Origin of the sequence: Bacillus alkalicellulosilyticus (assembly GCF_002019795.1) — a bacterium.
Taxonomy (GTDB): Bacteria; Bacillota; Bacilli; order Bacillales; family Bacillaceae_F; genus Bacillus_AO; species Bacillus_AO alkalicellulosilyticum.
Genome location: NZ_KV917381.1, coordinates 1,435,221 through 1,454,546, shown reverse-complemented (window position 1 = coordinate 1,454,546; position 19,326 = coordinate 1,435,221). Strand labels below are relative to the sequence as shown.

General features: G+C 38.1%; 19 protein-coding genes, 5 tRNA genes and 1 other RNA gene. 7 read left to right on the top strand and 18 right to left on the bottom strand.

From position 1 onward, the window contains the following. Positions 1-16 precede the first annotated feature (16 nt). The 4 genes from BK585_RS07390 to BK585_RS07375 all read right to left on the bottom strand — a co-directional run bounded on the left by BK585_RS07390 (position 17) and on the right by BK585_RS07375 (position 2,688). The gene (locus BK585_RS07390) at positions 17-577 is read right to left on the bottom strand and encodes a 5-formyltetrahydrofolate cyclo-ligase (RefSeq protein ID WP_078552829.1); all 561 of its coding nucleotides are present in this window, start codon (positions 575-577) and stop codon (positions 17-19) included. Between the two features lie 72 nt (positions 578-649). Further along, on the bottom strand, positions 650-799 hold the full coding sequence (gene rpmG, locus BK585_RS07385; RefSeq protein WP_078552828.1) for a 50S ribosomal protein L33: 150 nt from the start codon (positions 797-799) through the stop codon (positions 650-652). Positions 800-1,109: 310 nt separating this feature from the next. Further along, positions 1,110-2,267: a glycosyltransferase family 4 protein gene (locus BK585_RS07380; RefSeq protein ID WP_078552827.1), complete on the bottom strand. Its 1,158-nt coding sequence runs from the start codon at positions 2,265-2,267 to the stop codon at positions 1,110-1,112. 1 nt (position 2,268) lies between these two features. Beyond that, on the bottom strand, positions 2,269-2,688 hold the full coding sequence (locus BK585_RS07375) for a hypothetical protein (RefSeq protein ID WP_078552826.1): 420 nt from the start codon (positions 2,686-2,688) through the stop codon (positions 2,269-2,271). 189 nt (positions 2,689-2,877) lie between these two features. Between BK585_RS07375 and BK585_RS07370 the strand changes: the two genes are divergently transcribed. Beyond that, positions 2,878-3,231: a peptidase M16 family protein gene (locus BK585_RS07370; RefSeq protein WP_078552825.1), complete on the top strand. Its 354-nt coding sequence runs from the start codon at positions 2,878-2,880 to the stop codon at positions 3,229-3,231. Positions 3,232-3,245: 14 nt separating this feature from the next. Further along, positions 3,246-3,692, top strand: a complete 447-nt coding sequence (locus BK585_RS07365) for an endolytic transglycosylase MltG (RefSeq protein ID WP_078552824.1) — start codon at positions 3,246-3,248, stop codon at positions 3,690-3,692. Positions 3,693-3,807: 115 nt separating this feature from the next. Here BK585_RS07365 and BK585_RS07360 read toward each other — a convergent pair whose 3' ends face one another. The 4 genes from BK585_RS07360 to sodA form a co-directional block, all read right to left on the bottom strand. Then, the gene (locus BK585_RS07360) at positions 3,808-5,862 is read right to left on the bottom strand and encodes a peptidoglycan D,D-transpeptidase FtsI family protein (protein WP_078552823.1); all 2,055 of its coding nucleotides are present in this window, start codon (positions 5,860-5,862) and stop codon (positions 3,808-3,810) included. 56 nt (positions 5,863-5,918) lie between these two features. Beyond that, a non-coding RNA gene (gene ssrS / locus BK585_RS07355) (6S RNA) lies at positions 5,919-6,098 on the bottom strand. An 85-nt stretch (positions 6,099-6,183) separates the two neighbouring features. Next, on the bottom strand, positions 6,184-7,473 hold the full coding sequence (locus tag BK585_RS07350; RefSeq protein ID WP_078552822.1) for an MFS transporter: 1,290 nt from the start codon (positions 7,471-7,473) through the stop codon (positions 6,184-6,186). Positions 7,474-7,664: 191 nt separating this feature from the next. After that, positions 7,665-8,273 (bottom strand): superoxide dismutase SodA, encoded by a 609-nt coding sequence (gene sodA, locus BK585_RS07345; protein WP_078552821.1) that lies wholly within the window; start codon positions 8,271-8,273, stop codon positions 7,665-7,667. A 252-nt stretch (positions 8,274-8,525) separates the two neighbouring features. Between sodA and uppP the strand changes: the two genes are divergently transcribed. After that, the gene (gene uppP / locus BK585_RS07340) at positions 8,526-9,335 is read left to right on the top strand and encodes an undecaprenyl-diphosphatase UppP (protein ID WP_078552820.1); all 810 of its coding nucleotides are present in this window, start codon (positions 8,526-8,528) and stop codon (positions 9,333-9,335) included. A gap of 223 nt (positions 9,336-9,558) precedes the next feature. Here uppP and BK585_RS07335 read toward each other — a convergent pair. The 6 genes from BK585_RS07335 to BK585_RS07310 all read right to left on the bottom strand — a co-directional run bounded on the left by BK585_RS07335 (position 9,559) and on the right by BK585_RS07310 (position 11,773). Beyond that, a tRNA-Ser gene (locus BK585_RS07335) sits at positions 9,559-9,651 on the bottom strand. 9 nt (positions 9,652-9,660) lie between these two features. Further along, positions 9,661-9,737 (bottom strand) — tRNA-Ile (locus BK585_RS07330). Between the two features lie 5 nt (positions 9,738-9,742). Continuing rightward, a tRNA-His gene (locus BK585_RS07325) sits at positions 9,743-9,818 on the bottom strand. Positions 9,819-9,836: 18 nt separating this feature from the next. Then, a tRNA-Met gene (locus BK585_RS07320) sits at positions 9,837-9,913 on the bottom strand. A gap of 5 nt (positions 9,914-9,918) precedes the next feature. Further along, a tRNA-Asn gene (locus BK585_RS07315) sits at positions 9,919-9,994 on the bottom strand. Positions 9,995-10,171: 177 nt separating this feature from the next. Then, complete coding sequence (locus tag BK585_RS07310; protein WP_419095561.1) at positions 10,172-11,773, bottom strand: Na/Pi cotransporter family protein; 1,602 nt, start codon at positions 11,771-11,773, stop codon at positions 10,172-10,174. A gap of 444 nt (positions 11,774-12,217) precedes the next feature. Here BK585_RS07310 and BK585_RS07305 point away from each other — a divergent pair, with 444 nt between their 5' ends. Continuing rightward, positions 12,218-13,024 (top strand): DUF1189 domain-containing protein, encoded by an 807-nt coding sequence (locus tag BK585_RS07305; RefSeq protein ID WP_078552818.1) that lies wholly within the window; start codon positions 12,218-12,220, stop codon positions 13,022-13,024. 10 nt (positions 13,025-13,034) lie between these two features. On the opposite strand, the gene BK585_RS07300 is transcribed toward BK585_RS07305, so the two are convergent. The 3 genes from BK585_RS07300 to BK585_RS07290 all read right to left on the bottom strand — a co-directional run bounded on the left by BK585_RS07300 (position 13,035) and on the right by BK585_RS07290 (position 16,268). Then, entirely contained in the window at positions 13,035-13,685 is a 651-nt protein-coding gene (locus BK585_RS07300; protein WP_078552817.1) for an NfeD family protein, read from the bottom strand. Between the two features lie 339 nt (positions 13,686-14,024). After that, positions 14,025-14,897, bottom strand: coding sequence for a DUF1002 domain-containing protein (locus BK585_RS07295; protein WP_419095560.1), 873 nt, complete (start codon positions 14,895-14,897; stop codon positions 14,025-14,027). A gap of 162 nt (positions 14,898-15,059) precedes the next feature. After that, a complete protein-coding gene (locus tag BK585_RS07290; RefSeq protein ID WP_078552816.1) occupies positions 15,060-16,268 on the bottom strand; it encodes an MFS transporter in 1,209 nt (402 codons plus the stop codon). Between the two features lie 126 nt (positions 16,269-16,394). Here BK585_RS07290 and BK585_RS07285 point away from each other — a divergent pair, with 126 nt between their 5' ends. Both BK585_RS07285 and ispG read left to right on the top strand, forming a co-directional pair. Beyond that, positions 16,395-16,739 carry a hypothetical protein gene (locus BK585_RS07285; RefSeq protein ID WP_078552815.1) on the top strand — a complete coding sequence of 115 codons (345 nt, stop codon included), beginning with the start codon at positions 16,395-16,397 and terminating at the stop codon, positions 16,737-16,739. A gap of 100 nt (positions 16,740-16,839) precedes the next feature. Further along, entirely contained in the window at positions 16,840-17,928 is a 1,089-nt protein-coding gene (gene ispG, locus BK585_RS07280; RefSeq protein WP_078552814.1) for a flavodoxin-dependent (E)-4-hydroxy-3-methylbut-2-enyl-diphosphate synthase, read from the top strand. Positions 17,929-18,196: 268 nt separating this feature from the next. On the opposite strand, the gene BK585_RS07275 is transcribed toward ispG, so the two are convergent. Further along, positions 18,197-18,571, bottom strand: a complete 375-nt coding sequence (locus tag BK585_RS07275; RefSeq protein WP_342744290.1) for a DUF4190 domain-containing protein — start codon at positions 18,569-18,571, stop codon at positions 18,197-18,199. A 123-nt stretch (positions 18,572-18,694) separates the two neighbouring features. Between BK585_RS07275 and BK585_RS07270 the strand changes: the two genes are divergently transcribed. Further along, a complete protein-coding gene (locus tag BK585_RS07270) occupies positions 18,695-19,270 on the top strand; it encodes a 5' nucleotidase, NT5C type (protein ID WP_078552812.1) in 576 nt (191 codons plus the stop codon). Positions 19,271-19,326 lie beyond the last annotated feature (56 nt).

The following is a 19,326-nucleotide window of genomic DNA, read 5'->3' as shown; positions in this document are numbered from 1 at the left end:
CCTTTTACTTTCATCCTTAACGACAGTGGATAATTTGTTTTTCCGTAACAATTGTAGATACAGGAATATCATACTGCTCTGGGAACACGGTCGCAACCAATTGCTCTTCAAACGCCATTGAAATAGTATCCCCGTTGTAGTCTTGAAGATATCGGTCGTAATACCCTCCTCCAAAACCTAGCCGATACCCGCTTCGTTCAAACGCCAACCCAGGAACAACAACCAAATCTAATTTATCTTTTGTAATTAGTGGACATCTTTCTACTGGTTCCAACAATGAAAAATAAGTCGGCTTTAGCTGTTTGAATGAATCTATTAGTAAAAACTCCATTTTTTTTGTTTTGGGATATGTCTTTGGGACTGCTATTGTCTTGCCTTGTTTCCATGCTTCCATAATTATCGGATAAGTATGTATTTCAGTTCCTCTCGAAATTGTGATCGCGACCGTTTGTGCCTTTCTCCAGGAAGATAACGACATTACTTGCTTCTCTATTAATTTACATTTGTGTTCAAAAGTAAATTCTTGAATTTGCATCAATCTATGTTTTATTCGTTCCCGCAGGTCCTGTTTTCCCATCAGACAAGTCCTTTCTCCAATTTTCTATTCACAAAAAATGACCATACCAAGATTGGCAGGCCATTTCTAAAATTATTTTGTTTCACGGTGTAACGTATACTTTTTAAGTCTCGGGCTGTATTTCTTTAGCTCGATACGTTCAGGGTTATTACGTTTATTTTTAGTAGTGATGTAGTTACGATCACCAGTTTCAGTGCAAGCTAATGTAACATTTACGCGCATGTGTTTTCCCTCCAAACCGTCTTGATTTCATTCATACCTTACAATGATAGCAAAAAAACATTGGGCAGGCAAGTCATCTTTTTCCGTAATATTCTTTTCTCAAAGATTGTTACTCTAGTTATTAGTCCAATCCATAGCTTGGCCCAATAGCAAATAAAGTTTTCTAAAGAACATTCCGTAATTAGAGGGTACTGAAAAAGGTAATGATAATGGTTCGCTGTATTAATTATCCCATACCTTATCAATTGTAACAAGGAGATGACAGTACTCTAGCACTAGCTCTTTCGGCACATGCTTCATCCTTTCTACATCATATTGTTTTATACAGATCCAACGTTTTTTGCGCTACAGTAGTCCAGTTATACTTTTTCACATATTCGTATCCCTGATTTCCAAGTTCACACGCTTTATTGCTATCCTGTAATAGAGTAATTAAATGTGTCGCTAACGCATTTTCATCTTTAGGGGGTACTTTTATGCCATTATATCCGTCAATGATTTCAGACAACCCCCCCGTTTCCGTTCCAATAAGAGGCCGCCCGTGTGACATCGCTTCGAGTGCTACAATACCAAATGGTTCATAATAACTTGGTACAACTACAACTGAAGACCTTTCGAACCATTTCCTTTTTTCAGTATCTGTTAAGAATCCTATGATAGTAAAACAATCAGCGACATCATAGAATTGACATAGTTTCTCAAGTTCAGACTGCATTGGCCCATGGCCAGCTAGTACAAACTGAACACCATGGACTTCTTTTTTTACAATAGCTGCAGACTTAATCAAGGTTTGAAATCCTTTTTCACCTACAAATCGACCTAAAGCAAAAACTAATAGATGTTGTGAATGTAGCGATTTTTGTTTTATTTCTACACCATTTTCAATCACTTCAATTTGACTACTCTCTACACAAAGAATGGTTTTAACCTCTTGTTTCATATATTCACTACAAACGATAAGACGGTCGGCCTCGTAGCTCATTTTTTTTTCAACCATCATAATCTTTTGTTGGAGTGGGGTAGAAATCCCCCCATTTCTACCGTATTCTAACGCATGTATCGTTACCACAAGCGATGTCTTTAGTATTTTTTTGAGTACCATAGATGCAGTACCCACGAGCCAATCATGCCCATGAATCACATTGAGCTCTAGTTGACTTGATAGATGAATCACATACTCAACCATTTCCCGATTAACATTAGCAATAAACAGATAGAAATCATCATGATTTTCCACATCAAGACGATGGATATGGATGCCATGTTCAACAACCTGTTCTCTATAGCCAGTTAAAGAATAGGTAATTACATGAACTTCCATCCCTTGCTCTACTAAAGCTTTACTTAATTGAGCAACATGAGTACCCAATCCACCATATAAGTTAGGAGGAAACTCAAACGTTAGAAGACAAACCGTCTGTTTTGTTTCTCTTTTGTTAGGGTAATCTATAGATTGTGGCTGGTTCATTTTATTTTTCCTTTCTAACCACCGAATAGCCAGCAAATCCTTTTTGCCAGCTCATTTCGTTCCTTGTTTTTTGGTTACTCAAGCGTGAGCTACCGTTATCATAGAGTGGCATATGAATGACATCGGATTGAAGAAGACAAAAAAAGCCATTGTCTTCGGTTGTAACTCCAAGCAAGAGCTTATAGCTCTTAAACGGGGACAGTTCATGGATAAAGGTTTCTGTCCCATTTACATTATGTTCTTGGAATACAAAACCTTCATCCTCTTCAATCACTTTTAAAATTTTGCAAAGCTTTTCCCACGGCTGGTGACACACATATTCAGCTAGTAGTATTTTATCGGCTAATAGCTTCCAATAACTATACAAAGTAGTATGGGTTGTAACTACAACCTCTAATTTTGCTCGTTCAAATTCAAGCATACTCTCACCTAGTTTCATCTAATACCTTAATCTTACTAGCGTTTAATAGGTGGTACAAGAGATGATTTATTACTTCGTTTTACCATCACCTATGTAAACGACACAAACATGTTTTGACTTCCTATTCGACGAGTTTTCATTTTAATGTATAATGATAGGACAAGCAAAGTCAGAAAGGGGCTTTCTAAGATGGAATATATTATTATTGGACTGTTTCTCGTCTCCTTGATTTTATTCATCCTATCCTTTTTTCAGAAAGACAGAACAAAGGATTTAGAAAATCAAGTCGAAAACTTCTCCATCACATTAATGCAGGAAATATATCAATTAAAAAAGAAAATTAAAATTGTGGAAGAAGAATTGTTAATTGGCAGTGACTCCTATTACTCAAATTCTCCGACTAAACGTAGTGTCGACAACATGATTCAAGAAGTTGTACAGTATTATGAGGCAGGTTATTCAATTGATAACATCGCTGAGGTGCTTTCTATTACCGAACAAGATGTACAAAGATTACTCGCGACCTACCTCCGGAAAGACTAGAAGGAGGGCATCGTATGACAAAGAACGGATTACGAGGACTTGCAGCAGGATTGTTTATCGCAGCTTGTATTTTAAGCTATATGTATTTCTTTGAGACTGCTTCAAACGAAGAACCTGATCAAGGGAACCACATGGTAGAATTAACACCATCAGAAATGATTGAAAGATTAGAGGAACACGGTTTTGTCGTGTTAGACCAAGAACAATATGACCTTTTATTGCATCCAGTAGAAAGTCACACAGACCAAGAAGAGCCCGTGTATGAAGCTACAATTGTAATTGAACCTGGAATGACTAGTGTTGATATCGCGCAACAATTAGAACGTGCTCAAATTATAGATGATGATGAAGCGTTCATTTTATTCCTAGAAGAACAAGAAGTCTCTCGTTCTTTAAAAGCAGGAGAATTTACCTTGCATAGTAACATGTCTTACCAAGAAATTGTTGAAATTATTTCATAGAGGGTGTCCACTTGGACAGCCTCTTTGTTTCACCCTCTTTCTTACAAAAAAAGAGGGTGAAACAAAAGGTTGTTACCTTTTGTCCCACCCTTTTCATAGAGGTGTAAGTTTCTTCTTATTCTTCTACATCTTCATTCGTTGGACTGACTCGTTCTTCTCCATCTCGTAATGGACCGTTTCTTACATTTTTCAATTGAAAATACGTATCCATTGACTCTTTCATAATTCTTCTTGAGATAGGATAAGCATCTTTTGTTCTTACATGTGGAACAACAACCGCAACCGCAATCTCAGGGTCATCATACGGTGCCCACGCAACTAGCGTTTGGTTGTTTCCATCAAGAAGAACTCGATTTCCATTTCTTTCAACAGGAACTCGAACCTGAGCCGTTCCTGTTTTTGCGGCCGCCTCATACGAAAAGCCCGCACTACCCCATGTTCCACGATAGCCTGGAGTAACCACCCGGCGAAATCCTTCTTGTACCCGTTTAATATGACTATCAGCCATCTCAATTCGGTTCATAATGCGTGGTTGGTGCTGATACACAACCGGGCCTAAATCTTCTTTTGTCCGACTAGGCTCTCTTATTTCTTTAACTAAGTGAGGTTGCATTCGATATCCGTCATTAGCAATTGTAGATACGTATTGCGCAAGTTGTAGCGTGGTATACGTATCAAACTGTCCAATCGATAAATCTAACAGATTCCCGGGTAAGCCAACTCCACCACTAAGGCCTGAAGAAACAGAAGGCAAATCAATACCTGTTTCTGTCCCTAAACCAAACTGGCCATAATAATTCCGTAATGTCATATACGTTCCTGGAATATCTCGCCAACAGCAATTCGAACCATAATTATAGCCAGCCGTACGCATTGCAATATAGAACATGTAAATATTTGAAGAGCGCTCAAGAGCGACTAAATCATTAATATTTCCCATGTTTTCATGTGATTTTTTTGGAGGAGAGGCAGGAAGTTGAATTGGTCTATCATAGATAACCTCTCCTGGACTAACGACACCTTCATGAAAACCAGCTAACATTGTCGCACCTTTGACAGCTGACCCCATAGCAAACGATTTATTTAGTGCTCCGGTCTCATCGCCATCGTATCCAGTAATAGCAAGAATTTCACCTGTCTTTGGATTCATCATGACAATATACGCTTCTTTTTTATCAAGAAATGAAGCTGCCCCTGCTTCCACTTCTGTATCTACAATTTCTTGCACACTCTGTTGTAATTCCATGTCGATGGTAAGGACTAAATCATTTCCACGTTGACCAAGTTGCTCTCGTTCACCAATGACAGTTCCACGACTTGTTACACTTTCTACAAGCGCTTTTTGACCACGTAAAGCTTCTTCGTACTGTAGCTCAAGAAAACTCGTGCCGACAATGTCAGACCGTTCATAGCCACGTGATAAAAAGTAATCAATTTTCTCTCTTGGTATTGAGCCTGTTCTTCCTAATAAACTTCTGAATGTATCGCCATAGACATATTTTCGAGAGGAGTCTCGTAGGATATCTACTCCCGGTAATTCAAATAGATGCTCCCCTACAATATGAGCTTCTTCCTCATTAATTCCTTGTTTAATCCGTTGGGGCGCTAAAGCATACCCTCTGTCCATTTCTCGTTTTATTGCAAGAACACGAAGTTCTTCATCTGTAAATGTTTCAAGCATGTCTTCTGTAATTCGTTTTAATGTTAACTCATATTCCTTTTTCGGGTCTCCATCTAACTCTCTTCTTTCCTCTGGAGTCACCAATGCTCTAGCTTCTTCCTGATGTAACAAAATCCAATAGTCTTGCTTATCACGAAAAGTAATTTTAGAAAGAGCATCTTCATCGACTTCAATTAACCTTTCAAGCTTTCGAGCGACCGTTAGTTTTTCATCATGTCCTGTGCTTCTTCCTGGAGTATAAGTGATTGATAATTCCAATTCATTGTCGACTACAATATTACCAAATCGGTCATACATTAATCCTCTTGGTGCATCAATTCGTGCGGTAACATTACTCGTTCGTTCAAGCACTTTCACGTATTCTTCACCTTGAACAATTTGAACGAAACCTAGACGTAAAATTAATGCGGAAAAAAGTATAAAAACGACAAAGAAAAGTAAATTGAGTCTAGTTGGTACATGATTTTTCTTTTTTTTATTGTTCCCCATTTGCTTTCCTTTTCCTCCTATACATAATAATAGACACCTAGCATTAGGTGTCTAAAACGGAACCCGCGAATGCCGTTGCTTCATTGTTTCATGAACCTACACTAAGTAGGTGGGTGCTCGCAAAAGAAATTTCAGCTTCCACACATGGAGGCATGCTGTCATCTCTTTGATATAAAGCTCCCTTTCAAAATTCAAGGTTCGAAACAAGGAGAAGCTAACAAACACGGCAGGTCATTTATTTGATACTGTTATTATAGCATACTTAATAACGTCATTCAAAGCCTTCTTACTATTTCCCATGCTTTTACAACATAGCTATCTTTATACCGTCGTTCCCCCGCCATCTCCTTCACCTTTATCTTGGCGAGCGAAGGCATAATTACGTCCACCTTCATTCGTTGGCATATTCACATTCCTAACAAAGAAGTAGATGACTAAATGCCCTGCACCAATAACTAATAGCAAGATAGGAATCCCTTGCTCTTCATTAAAAAAGGTTATTGTTGCTAAAAATGCGAGGACTGAGGTAATTCGCCCCCCATTTAGAAATAGCTCCCGAACGACGATATACTCTACTCTCATTTCCGCTGCCTTCCATCCCTTACCGATTACATCATACGTTAATGAAACATAAGGGACAAGCAATGTTGGATAAGCGATCGAAATCACAATGGCATAAATGATTAACTTCGTAAAGGTTAAATCGAAAATAATCAAGAAAATAGCCATATAAAGAATGATACCGCCCAGTAAAATAGCTTTTTTGCGGAAAGATTCTTTTATGACTCGGGTCGCGACATAGTAACTAACAAAGGATACCGCTGAAGCCACTAGACCATAGGTACCTAAAGCTAATTCACTTTGCGTGGTTACATAGACCCATACAGAAATAACAAAGACAAACGTTCCCTCTCGTAAACCTTGAAAAAAGTGAGCATGCAAAATATGTTTCCAATTGTCATTGTTCTTTCGTTCCTTCAATATTCGAGTAAAATAAAATGTACCTTTTGCTGAACGTCGTTCTAAAAAGAAACTTGTAATGACTGCTGCCAGGAACAAAGTCAATGATATTGCAAAAATGACAGTATACCCTGTGAATTTCTCCATCCGAGTAATCAGAAAACCTGCACAAATTGGGCCAATCATTCCTGCAAAGGAGGTAACTAGTCCTAAAAATCCGTTAAAGAAAACCCGGGTTTCTGGCTCTGTGATTTCAAAGGTTAATACATTAAACGCTAACCAATAAAAACCAAAACCAATACCTAATAAGGCACCTAGTAGTAATAAATATTCATTTGCTCGACTTCCTAAAAAAAGGACAGTAAAAAAGAAAACGGATAGGAAACTTACTCCTAACCGAAGGACAATGACACGATCGATCTTCTTTGCCCAACGCCCTGCTAGTATAAAAGTAATAGGTTGCATAATCACAGCGGCTAAATTGTAAAGAGCAATGTCAGAAAATTGTCCTGATTGCTTCCATAAGTACACATTAACGAACGTATTCGAAAGCGCAATACTTAAAGCATACATTCCACCAATCACAAGCAGTAACGTTAAGTCTCGATTTACTTCCACTTCCCCAATCATTTTCTTCATAATATGTTTCATCGACGACTCCACCATCCTTACTTGCCATTAGTTTGCACTAGAGCCTTACCTTTATGCAATATCCTTTTAATTATGGAAGCACAAACTTTTTTCTAAGTCGGTTGGAGTTTTTTATGAAGGGAGTGTCAGCGTTTCTTTAACAGCTTAAAAAAACGATACGAGGTGAGTGACCTCGTATCGTTACAGTTATGTTATTTTGCAGCGCTATAAAGCTTTGCAACTTCATCCCAATTTACTACATTCCAGAATGCTGCAATGTAATCAGGACGTCTATTTTGATAATTTAAGTAATATGCGTGCTCCCATACATCTAATCCAAGGATAGGCGTTTTACCTTCCATTAGTGGAGTGTCTTGGTTTGGTGTGCTTGTTACTTCTAACTGGCCGTTATTCACAACTAGCCAAGCCCAACCAGAACCAAAACGGTTAGCACCAGCATTAGCGAATTGCTCTTTGAAGCTATCTAAGCTTCCAAATGTGCTGTTAATCGCATCAGCTAGTTCACCAGTAGGCTCTCCGCCACCATTCGGGCTTAAAAGTGTCCAGAATAAACTGTGGTTAGCATGTCCACCACCATTGTTGCGAACTGCTCCACGAATGCTTTCAGGAACTGCATCAAGATTGCTTACTAATTCCTCAATTGATTTGTTAGCAAGGTCAGCATGACCCTCAAGTGCCGCGTTAAGCTTTGCAATATAGGTTGCATGATGCTTCCCGTGGTGAATGTTCATTGTAGCTTCATCGATATGAGGCTCAAGTGCATTTGCTGCATAAGGTAGTGCTGGTAATTCATAAGCCATAATTCATATTCCTCCTTAAACTCATTTAATTTTGAGCATTTCCTCAAAAATGGTAAATAATATAAGCAACAGAAATGTTTAGTAAGTCGCTCAAGTATTAGATTAGCAGAAAAAATTTAAACAATCAATTCATATGCAACCATATAGTACTATTCCCGATTATATCTATTCTAACCGTGACATAAAAATAAGTTTTCTCTAATAGGATGTACTAACAATAGACAAGCAAGCACGTATGAAAGGAGAACAACTATGTCATGGCTGGAAGCACTAATTCTCGGCATTATTCAAGGAATTTCTGAGTTTTTACCTATTTCAAGCTCTGCGCATCTTATTTTAGCTGAGCATCTTTTAGGAATATCATTCGGAGGAAACCCACTGGCATTTGAAGTGTTTCTTCATTTGGCTTCATTACTAGCCGTGTTATTTTATTTTCGTAAAGACTTGTTAGCACTTGTTACAGACTTTTTTACTTATAGTCGAACCAAATCACCCGCGGCTAAAGCTAACTATCGGTTCGTCTGGTTGCTTGGGTTAGCTACCGTTGTCACTATGATTTCTGGAAAAGCTGTCGAGAGCTATATCGGAGAATCGATTTTAAATCCTGCCACTATCGGAGTCGCGTTAATTGTAACAGGCTTATTTTTAGTTTTGATTGAACATGGCGTCAAACTTGGACATCGTACCGAGAAAGAAATGTCTTGGAAAGACGGGGTAATCATTGGTTTAGGTCAGGCGTTAGCTGTCATACCCGGTATTTCGCGTGCAGGAAGTACGCTAATTACAGCCCTATGGTGTGGTCTTTCCAAAGAAACAGCTGTCCGCTATTCGTTTCTTCTCTCTATTCCTGTGATAAGCGGAATTACGATAATTAAGTTGCCTGACATCTTAAATCTGCATTTTAGTACAATGGCCTTTGAGCTCAGTATTGCATTTCTAGCTTCCTTTGTTTTTGCATTGGTCGGGATTAAATGGTTAATTCAAATGGTCAATAAAGCCAAGTTATCTTATTTTGCTATCTATTGTATCGGTCTAGGGTTGTTCACGTGGATGTTTGTATAAGAAAAACAGCAAAGCCGTTTTTTCTTAGAAGGACTGTGCGAAGCCGCTACCTTCTTTTATAGTCAAACAAAAGTGGGGTTCTTTTGTTTGACACGTAGCGATCGCAGCCAGTGCTCTTCTCGAATTTGCTCATTCTAAGTACTTAAGACTTCTTCTTCCTGTACTCATAAAACGAAAAAACCCTCACCGTGAGTTTTCACAGTGAGAGTTAGCTTTGTATGTATGGCGGAGGAAGAGGGATTCGAACCCCCGCGCGGTTTAACCCGCCTGTCGGTTTTCAAGACCGATCCCTTCAGCCGGACTTGGGTATTCCTCCAACTTACAATGGTGGACCCTGTAGGACTCGAACCTACGACCAATCGGTTATGAGCCGACCGCTCTGACCAACTGAGCTAAGGGTCCAAAGATGGGGCGATTGATGGGAATCGAACCCACGAATGCCGGAGCCACAATCCGGTGCGTTAACCACTTCGCCACAACCGCCATCTTATTAAATTTACTTGGTAGCGGCGGAGGGGATCGAACCCCCGACCTCACGGGTATGAACCGTACGCTCTAGCCAGCTGAGCTACACCGCCAAGTATGGCTCCACAGGCAGGACTCGAACCTGCGACCGATCGGTTAACAGCCGATTGCTCTACCAACTGAGCTACTGTGGAATATTTCATAAAGACAATAGTTATTGTACATGAGATAACTATGTTGAGTCAACATCTTTTTTCAACATTATTTAACTAGTACTGAAAAATGAGGACAAGAACTACTATAACACATATATTAATTCAGTGCAAATAGTAAAATCTGGTCACTGGCAATCCAGTGACCAGATTACATTATTAATGCACTTCTTCGATTACAGTTTCTGCAATATTAACGGCATGGTCTCCCACACGCTCTAAGTTACTAACGATATCAACGAATACGATCCCTGCCGAACCTGTACAGTTACCTTCGTTAATACGAAGAATGTGTTTCTTACGTAGTTTTCTTTCCATTTTATCAATTAGATCTTCTTTGGCAACAACAGATAACGCCATATCTTTATCACCCGTCGCTAAACAGGACATTGCGCTTTGAACAGTTTCAATAGTTAAATCAAACATTTCAATCAAGTCTTCTATTGCACTTTCCGACATGATTACTTTGTTTCCATGCTGGTAATCCTTTAATTCAACGATATTTTCCATATGATCCCCGATCCTTTCGATATCGCGGACCGTATCAAGTAACACAGAGTGCATTTTTGAATCATGTTCTGACAAAGAACCTGCAGATATCTGAATAAGGTAATCCGTTATTTTACGGTCAAGGTTATTAATCGCTTCTTCAAATTGAACAGTCATTTCTGAATGACGCTTTTGCCCTGTTACCAAATATTGCTTTGCTTCATTTAAGCCTTTTTCAGCAAACTCACCCATTCGCAGTACTTCCTCTTTCGCTTGGCCTAGTGCGATTGCTGGAGAGCTGTTAATAAAGCGTTGGTCTAGATGCTTCGCTTTGTATTCAATCTCATATTCTTCTCCAGGAATTAATTTTGTAACAATAAGCGCTAATACCGCTACAAAAGGAAGTTGGATTAACGTATTCGAAAAGTTAAAAATACCATGTGCGAATGCGATTGTCATTGGTTCATTTAAGTCTAGGACAACTTGTAGGTATTTTATTAAATTTAAATATGGTACAAGTAAAATTAGCACAATAGCCGTACCAATTAGGTTAAAAATAACATGTGTTAATGCTGCTCTTCTTGCTGCGATTGAAGCTCCAATGGAAGCTAATATAGCAGTAATTGTCGTACCAATATTATCCCCGAATAAAACAGGTAAGGCCGCATTTAATGTAATAGCCCCTTGTTCATAGAGCTGTTGCAATAAAGCGATTGAAGCCGATGAGCTTTGAACGGCAACAGTAAAAATCGTACCGATAAGAACACCCAGTAAAGGATTCTCACTCATCGAAACGGTCAAGTCCGCAAATGCTTGTACCTCACGCAATGGTTTTAGCCCTGTTCCCATTAAATCTAAACCATAGAACAATGCACCAAATCCAAAGATTACTTGTCCATAGTAATTAAGCTTTTTATTTTTCAAGAAAAACAACATAGCAGCTCCAACTGCAATAATCGGGAGAGCATATGCTTGAATTTTTATACCAATAATGAAGGCTGTAACAGTTGTCCCAATATTGGCCCCCATGATAACTCCGATAGCTTGTTTTAAAGTCATGAAACCTGCATTAACTAACCCGACCGTTAATACGGTGGTCCCCGTACTTGTTTGCAGTAGGACAGTCACAAAAAGCCCTGCAAATACCCCCATAACTGGATTGGATGTAAATCTGTCTAAAATTTCTCGTAGTCGTTCCCCAGCTACCATTTGGAGGCCATCACCCATATACTTAATTCCAAATAGGAATACCCCTAAACCTCCAAAAAACATAAAAAGCAAAGTTTGTAAATCCAAATCCACTCATCCCTTCAAAAATAATTCCCTTTAGCTTTTATCTATTCGACAAGCTTTTACAATCGTACTTGTTTATTATTGAGTATTTATTAATAAATTGTAAAGAATTTATTAAGTTTTTTTCGATTGTAAACACCATTATTTTTCGACAATTCCATTTTATTATAATACCAGCCCTTTTCAAACCTATAACAAACCACTCTTTACAAATCCTTAACAATATCTTTCTATGCATTAAAATGAATGTAAATACTTTGTAAATGTTCCATAATAATCATCCTTTTTTATACTTTTAGTGTTTACTGAACTGGCTATTTCATCCTCATTATTTTTTAGAATATAGGAAAAAGTGTTGTTTCCTTAGGTTTGATTCGCTACAATTAATAAGGACTACTATTGATCAAATTTGGAGGGCATTGAATGAATATATTTTTGCAGTTTATTAAAAGCTTACACTCGCCAAAGGATATTGCCCTTTTCCGTTTTCAAGGAATAGGTAAAACAATTCTGTTTGTTTTTTTATTAATGGCGATTACATCATTACCTATAGGGATTAACTTTTCATTATTTGTATCGAATGGAGTTCAATCTCTTCAAGAAGGTCTTTCAAATGAAATACCTGATTTTGAGATTCAAAGCTCTGTGCTTTATTCTGATTTAGATGAACCTTTTATAAATCAAGGCGACGAAGGTGTATTCATCCTTGATCCAACGGGCGAATTAACAAGTCGGGACATAGCTCAATATGGTGATGGTTTTGCTTTGCTGGAAAGGGAAGCTGTTATGGTCATTGATGGTGATCCAGAAAGCATTCCTTATAGTGACCTAGGTAATATCGATTTCACCAAAGCCGATATTGAAGTATTAATTACTAGTCTTGGGGACTTGCTCCCGATCATAATTCCAGTAATTCTTATCGTGTTATACTTATTCTTTACAGCTATGAAATTCATTGGCATAACCTTCTTAGGGGTAATTGGTCTTATCCTTCGTAAAGATAAAAAGAATTTACAATTTAGACACTTATGGATTTTGTCGGCATATGCAGTTGTTCTTCCAACTACGATATTCGCTGTACTCGACTTTTTAGGTATCACGTTACCTTACTCTTTTGCTTTTTACTGGGTTATAGCTGTTGTCATGCTTAGTCAAGTTATCAAGCATGTACCTAAACCAAAAACACCAACAGCAAGCAATGATCAAATTACACCAGCAGAAAAGGACTGATTCTCTTGAATCAGTCCTTTTTCTCTTCTTCCTGTTCAATTCTTCTAACCACGATTCTTGTTCCGTCAACAGAAACCACTTCTACTTCTTCGTTTTCACCAAGCCATTGGCTCCCGCTCGTGGCACTGTACTGTTGACCTTCAATGACCACTGTGCCGGTTGGTCTAAACGGACTTATTGTCTTTCCTGTTTTTCCAACGAGCCCTTTGTAACTTTCATTTAATGAATTATAGCCAAGCTCATTTGTCATTTTGTCCTTCAACGTCATTTTTGCCCACATGTCTCTTGCAGGAAAAACCTTAAGAAATAACAGCGAAGTAAATGCTCCAATAATAAAGCCCATCGAAACGAGGACACCGTAAATAATAGAAGGTGAAGGTATAGCTAGAGCTAGTATCATTAAAATAGCCCCCAGTAAAGCAATTGTCCCATCATTGACTACTTTTCCATCAACAATCAACAACACTAATCCTACTAAATATAAGAGCACAACCCATAAGCCTACTTCTCCTGAAATGTGAAAAGTAAAATAAACCGACATAATTCCAATGCCTATGATAGCAAATAACCCTTTTACTCTAACCAGTAGTTCACCCACTAAAAATAATGTACCTAGAAAAACAACTAAAAAGCCCACTGAAGCAATATTTAACATTTCCATATAAAAACCTCCTTTACTACTACCACTATCATATACGTTATGTAAGTATAAATCGTTTCATCATGAAAAAAAGAAAATGGGGCACTTTATGACTAGAGGTGATAATAATGACAAAACAAAAAAGGAACAATCTGAAAAAGCAACAACCACAACATGAAACAATGAAAGCCGAACCAGCGTTCCTAGCAAGTAAAACTAAGCCCCTAAGTATTTAACCGCTCTTTCTACATAATACAATACCTTCTATGTTTATGCCATGACTCTCGAATAAAGTAAAGATAAATGGGTGCCCATTAGACATTCTCTTTTTGGGCACCCATTTTTTGTTAGTATAAAATTTTATTTAAAGAATCCTTTAATTGCATCAATCACTCTATTCACTAAATCCAAGAATCCAGCAATAAATCCTTGTGTGTCTTCTCGGTTGAGAAAATCCCCTAAGTTATCACGGATTTGTCCGATTTGATTTTGCACTTGGTCCCAATCAATATTTAAGTCTTTCATACGCATAAATAATGAAACAAGACCGTTTAATTCCTCATCGGTTAACGTAATTCCAAGCTCGTTTGCTATACGTTGAATTAGCGCTCGTAGATCCTCTTCTGATTCAACCGGATTCTTTGCTATTTCTTCTTTAATTCGGTTCATTAACTCTGTTGCTTCTTCCATACCCACTTTTTCAGCTAATTCACCGGTACGGACCATCTCTTCATTTGCTACTTGTTTTTGTTCTTCAGGAATTTCAATGTCAGCCGTAATCTCATAGGCTTTAATTAACCCAGTTAAGCCAGCTGTACCTGATACCGGAAATGGAGCGGTTACGTAGATATCAGCATCTTTTAAACCTGCAGTAACTAATGCATTAGCATACATTGCTTCTGAAACCCAAGTAATATTATTTGAACGAACAATGATCCCAGTGCCTGGCTCACCCATTGTAATCTTTGTAGATGAAAGAGCTCTTGTACCAATTTGAGCTTTACTAATATAATTCCCTAAATACTGGTGCTCCTCAGCGTTTGTTACATAGATAATTTCAACATCATCTGATACACCCATTTCGTTTAACACTTGAGTTTTCTGTTGTTCTGTTAAATTCTCACCTAGCGTCACCATCACTTCACCTGGTACAGCATCAGCAAATGCCAACCCAGGTAGTAACAGTGTAACAATCAAAAATATCGGAATAAGCTTGTGTTTTAATTTCAAAATAAACAACCTCCTTCAGTTTTAAACCCTCATCCATTTGAATCATACTCTAAGAGTAGGTTCTAAAGAATAGAAAACAATTTTTCAACCTATATAGATAGAGTAGTTAGTCCTATTTTATAGTCCTAGCCTAAAAAAGGAAAGTAATTTTTTTACAAGGCTTTGTTAAGGACACTCTTTAAATAGTGGCACGCATTTCCAGAATACGATTAGAAACAGGATGGCTAAAGCTGAGAATAAAAACGTCATATAGTACATTTCCGTTATGTTTCCCATCCATACACTAAAAACAATCGGTCCAAGCGCAACTCCTAAAAAACGGACCATATTATAAAGCGACACGATTAATCCCCTTTCATTTTCTCCAATAGAAGAGGTAACCGCTGTATTAGAAGCAGGTAAAAACAGGCCCAAACCAGCTGCACTTACGGATAGCCACACCATTACCCCGATTAATTTGTGAAAGGAAATCAGTAACATAAAGGCGAGTACGATACACATCGCACCAAGAAAAAGTGATTTTTTAATCCGATTACTGTCTTCCCCAATCCTTGTACCTGTCCAGTAAGAAAAAAGAGCCATGGCAAGTAAAGGAACGGCTAAATACATACCCTTACGAACACCGACAATATCATATACGCCTTCTAACTCAAAGGACAGAAAATAAAGCATTCCAAAAAGTAAAAACAGTCCGATACCACTTGCAAAAAATATGGGTACAAGCCACTTCCATTTTCCAATAAACACTTGCACAACCGTTTGGAAATACATAGTTATGCTTTCAGCCTTACTAGTCTCCCTTTTCCCTTTTAACACATTTAGCAAACAAACAAAGACAAACAGCGCTACTACAAAGTAAAAATAAAACGAACCATACCATACAAAAATCGCTGCAAACAATCCGCCTATAATCGGACTAATCACTTTACCTGTCCCATTAAACACTTCCAATAACCCTAGAGCCTCACTTCGTTCTTTGCCAGAAAAAAGATCACCAACAACGGCCATTGCAATCGGTGCTGTTCCCCCTGCTCCAACCCCCTGTAATAATCGTCCAATTAAAAACAATTCAAAATTAGCTCCTACATTTGGTGATACAGCCGAAAAGAGACTACCTATCATTAATAACAGTAGAGAACCTAATACGATTCTTTTCCTTCCTATACGATCCGATAAAAACCCAATAAACGGAATACTGAGTGCTGCCGGAACAGAAAATACAGTTAATATTAAACCTGCTTGTACAGGAGTCAGTTGCCACTCTGACTGAATCGTTGGGATAAGCGGGATAAACATCGAATTCCCAAGTACCATAATAAGTGGTAATAAACTAACAACCAACATCACTATTTTTTTCGGTATAGCTTGTTCCATTTCTATGAGCTCCTTTAAAAATCATGCGTAAAAAATATTTTTATCGAAAAAATATAATAAATTGGCATAAAATATTTTTCCATGCATATAAAGTTATATAAGAGTTTTTTTGAGGAGGACAAGCTAATGAAGAAATTATTTTTTTCATTTGTGATTATTCTTGTTTTATATAGTACTTATTATGACCTAACGACTGGGACTTTACCCGAAGCGGCATCAAAGCAAGAACAAAAAAGCGACAGTGAAAACACTACACAACCATCTTCACCTGGGACAAGCATCCCCTTCCAAGAGGTCATCGTAGAAAGCGGATATACAGTTCTTTCTATCGTTGAACATTTACATGATGCTCCTGTCCAAGCTTCTATTAGTCAGATTGTTTACGACTTCCAAGAATTAAATGACGGCATCAAGCCAGAAGAAATTCAAATCGGAAAAACATATAACTTTCCTCTTTATCATCAAGAGTAAAAGATATTTCTTGCCAAACAAAACAGGCTATTGCTAAAATATACGGTGTGTGCTTTTTCGCACAATATTTTATCCTGAAGTCTGAAGGGGCGATTGTTAAATGACCCACGTTACTCATCGAACAAAGACGAGACCTGTAAAGGTTGGGAATATTCAAATAGGCGGTAATAATGAAGTCGTTGTTCAAAGTATGACAACAACAAAGACACACGATGTAGAAGCAACTGTAGCAGAAATCCATCGTTTAGAGGAAGCTGGCTGCCAAATCGTACGAGTAGCTTGTCCTGATATGAGAGCAGCTGAAGCGATTTCTGCTATTAAAGCTCGCATTTCAATACCGCTAGTAGTTGATATTCATTTTGATTACAAATTAGCCTTAAAAGCGATTGAAGGCGGCGCAGATAAAATTCGTATTAATCCAGGTAATATCGGAAAAAGAGAAAAGGTTGAAGCGGTTGTAAAAGCTGCGAAAGAAAAAGGAATTCCGATTCGAATTGGTGTTAATGCTGGTTCATTAGAAAAAAGAATTCTTGAAAAATATGGGTATCCAACAGCTGATGGTATGGTAGAAAGTGCACTCCACCATATAAAAATTCTAGAAGACCTTGATTTCCATGACATTATTGTGTCGATGAAGGCTTCTGATGTTAACTTAGCCATCGAAGCATATGAAAAAGCAGCAAAAGCTTTTGATTATCCTCTTCACTTAGGAATTACAGAATCTGGTACATTATTCGCAGGAACGATTAAAAGTGCCGCAGGTCTTGGGGCAATTTTAAATATGGGTATTGGTAATACCGTCCGCATATCGTTAAGTGCTGACCCTGTTGAAGAAATCAAAGTCGCTCGTGAATTATTGAAATCATTCGGTTTAGCCGCGAATGCTGCTACGCTAATCTCTTGCCCGACTTGTGGTCGTATTGAGATTGATTTAATTAGCATCGCGAATGAAATTGAAGAGTACATTTCGAAAATTAAAGCGAATATCAAAGTGGCGGTTCTAGGTTGTGCTGTTAATGGACCTGGTGAAGCGAGAGAAGCTGATATTGGAATTGCTGGAGCTCGTGGAGAGGGACTACTGTTTAGACACGGAGAAATCGTTCGAAAAGTTCCGGAAGAAACAATGGTTGAAGAATTGAAAAAAGAAATTGATAAAATCGCTGCAGAAAAAATTGCTGCACAAGCATAAGAAAAACGGCCAGGCCGTCTTTTCTTTATTGCGATGCGCGAAGCCACTGCTCTCTTTTAAAAGTACTTTAATAAGTGTATTTCTTATTAAAGTACGCGCAGTGAGCGAAGCCATCGCCCTTCCTGAACTTGCTTCCAAGACATCCATGAACAACTAAAATCTCATATTTAATAAAGATAAAGAAGCACACAACAGCTATTGTTGTGTGCTTCTCATCTTACATCCATTTAAAAATGAATGCTCTCCCCGCTATTACAATGCCATATCGTTAAAAGAATGGTGAGAAAAACACCGTCATAATAATTGATACTGCCCCGATACCAATCGCCCAGTTCCCTAAAGCTGTGGCACCATTTCTACGGGACACAAAACCTACGATGATCCCAGCAGCACCAAGTAAAATTGGTAAAAAGAATAAAGAAAGGATCGAAAGAACAATCGCAAATGTTCCTACCCCTCTTCCAGCAGCTGCATCATCAGTATCAGCGTTTGCTTCAGCTGTTTGTTCTGCTTCAAACGGTCGAGCACCTACAAAAGGAGTTACTTCTGCTGCAGTTTCCTCTTCATATACCCTTCCGTTGTCAAAGTCTCGCTCGCCACCTTCAAGCTCAAGTGATCTTTTGTCATCATTAAAGTCAGTCAATTGGATCCCTCGCTTTCTGTTATTGGGGAGCATTTATAGTATGACTCGACAACGTATTATTATTGATGTTAATCTTTACATGTACTGAAAAATCGCTCCAATGCTAAGACTGAGGTGAAAACAGTGAGTAAAATTAAGATTGGTTTTGATATTGATGGTACTGTAACCGACCCAGGTACTTTTATCCCTTATTTAAATCAACATTTCAAAAAAAATATTACACTTGACCAAATTACTTCTTATGATTTAACCGGTCTCTTAGGAATCACATCAGAAGAATTTTTTCAATGGATGAAAGAGCATGAAGGTTCAATTTATGAACAAGCAACAATTGCCTCTTACTTCCAAGAAGCCATTAAGGCTTGGAAAGAGAAACATGAATTTATTTACATAAGTGCGAGGGGACAGCATTTATACGATCTCACTTTAGAATGGTTCTCACGGAACAACATACCTTACCATCATCTTGAGCTTATCGGAAGCCATAATAAAATAGCTGCGATTACTACTCATCAGTTGGATATTTTTTTCGAGGATAAGCATGACAATGCCTGTGAAATTGCTGAAGCTTGCTCGATCCCAGTTATACTCATGGATACACCATACAATCGTCTGCCCGTCCCGGACAATGTATACCGAATGGAAAACTGGCAGGAAGCACTTTTTTGGGTAAACAATTGGTTAAAGAACCAAAGGTAAAGCCCTGTAAAAAAGGATAGTTACTACTGAAGCACACATACTATAGAAGGGCAACA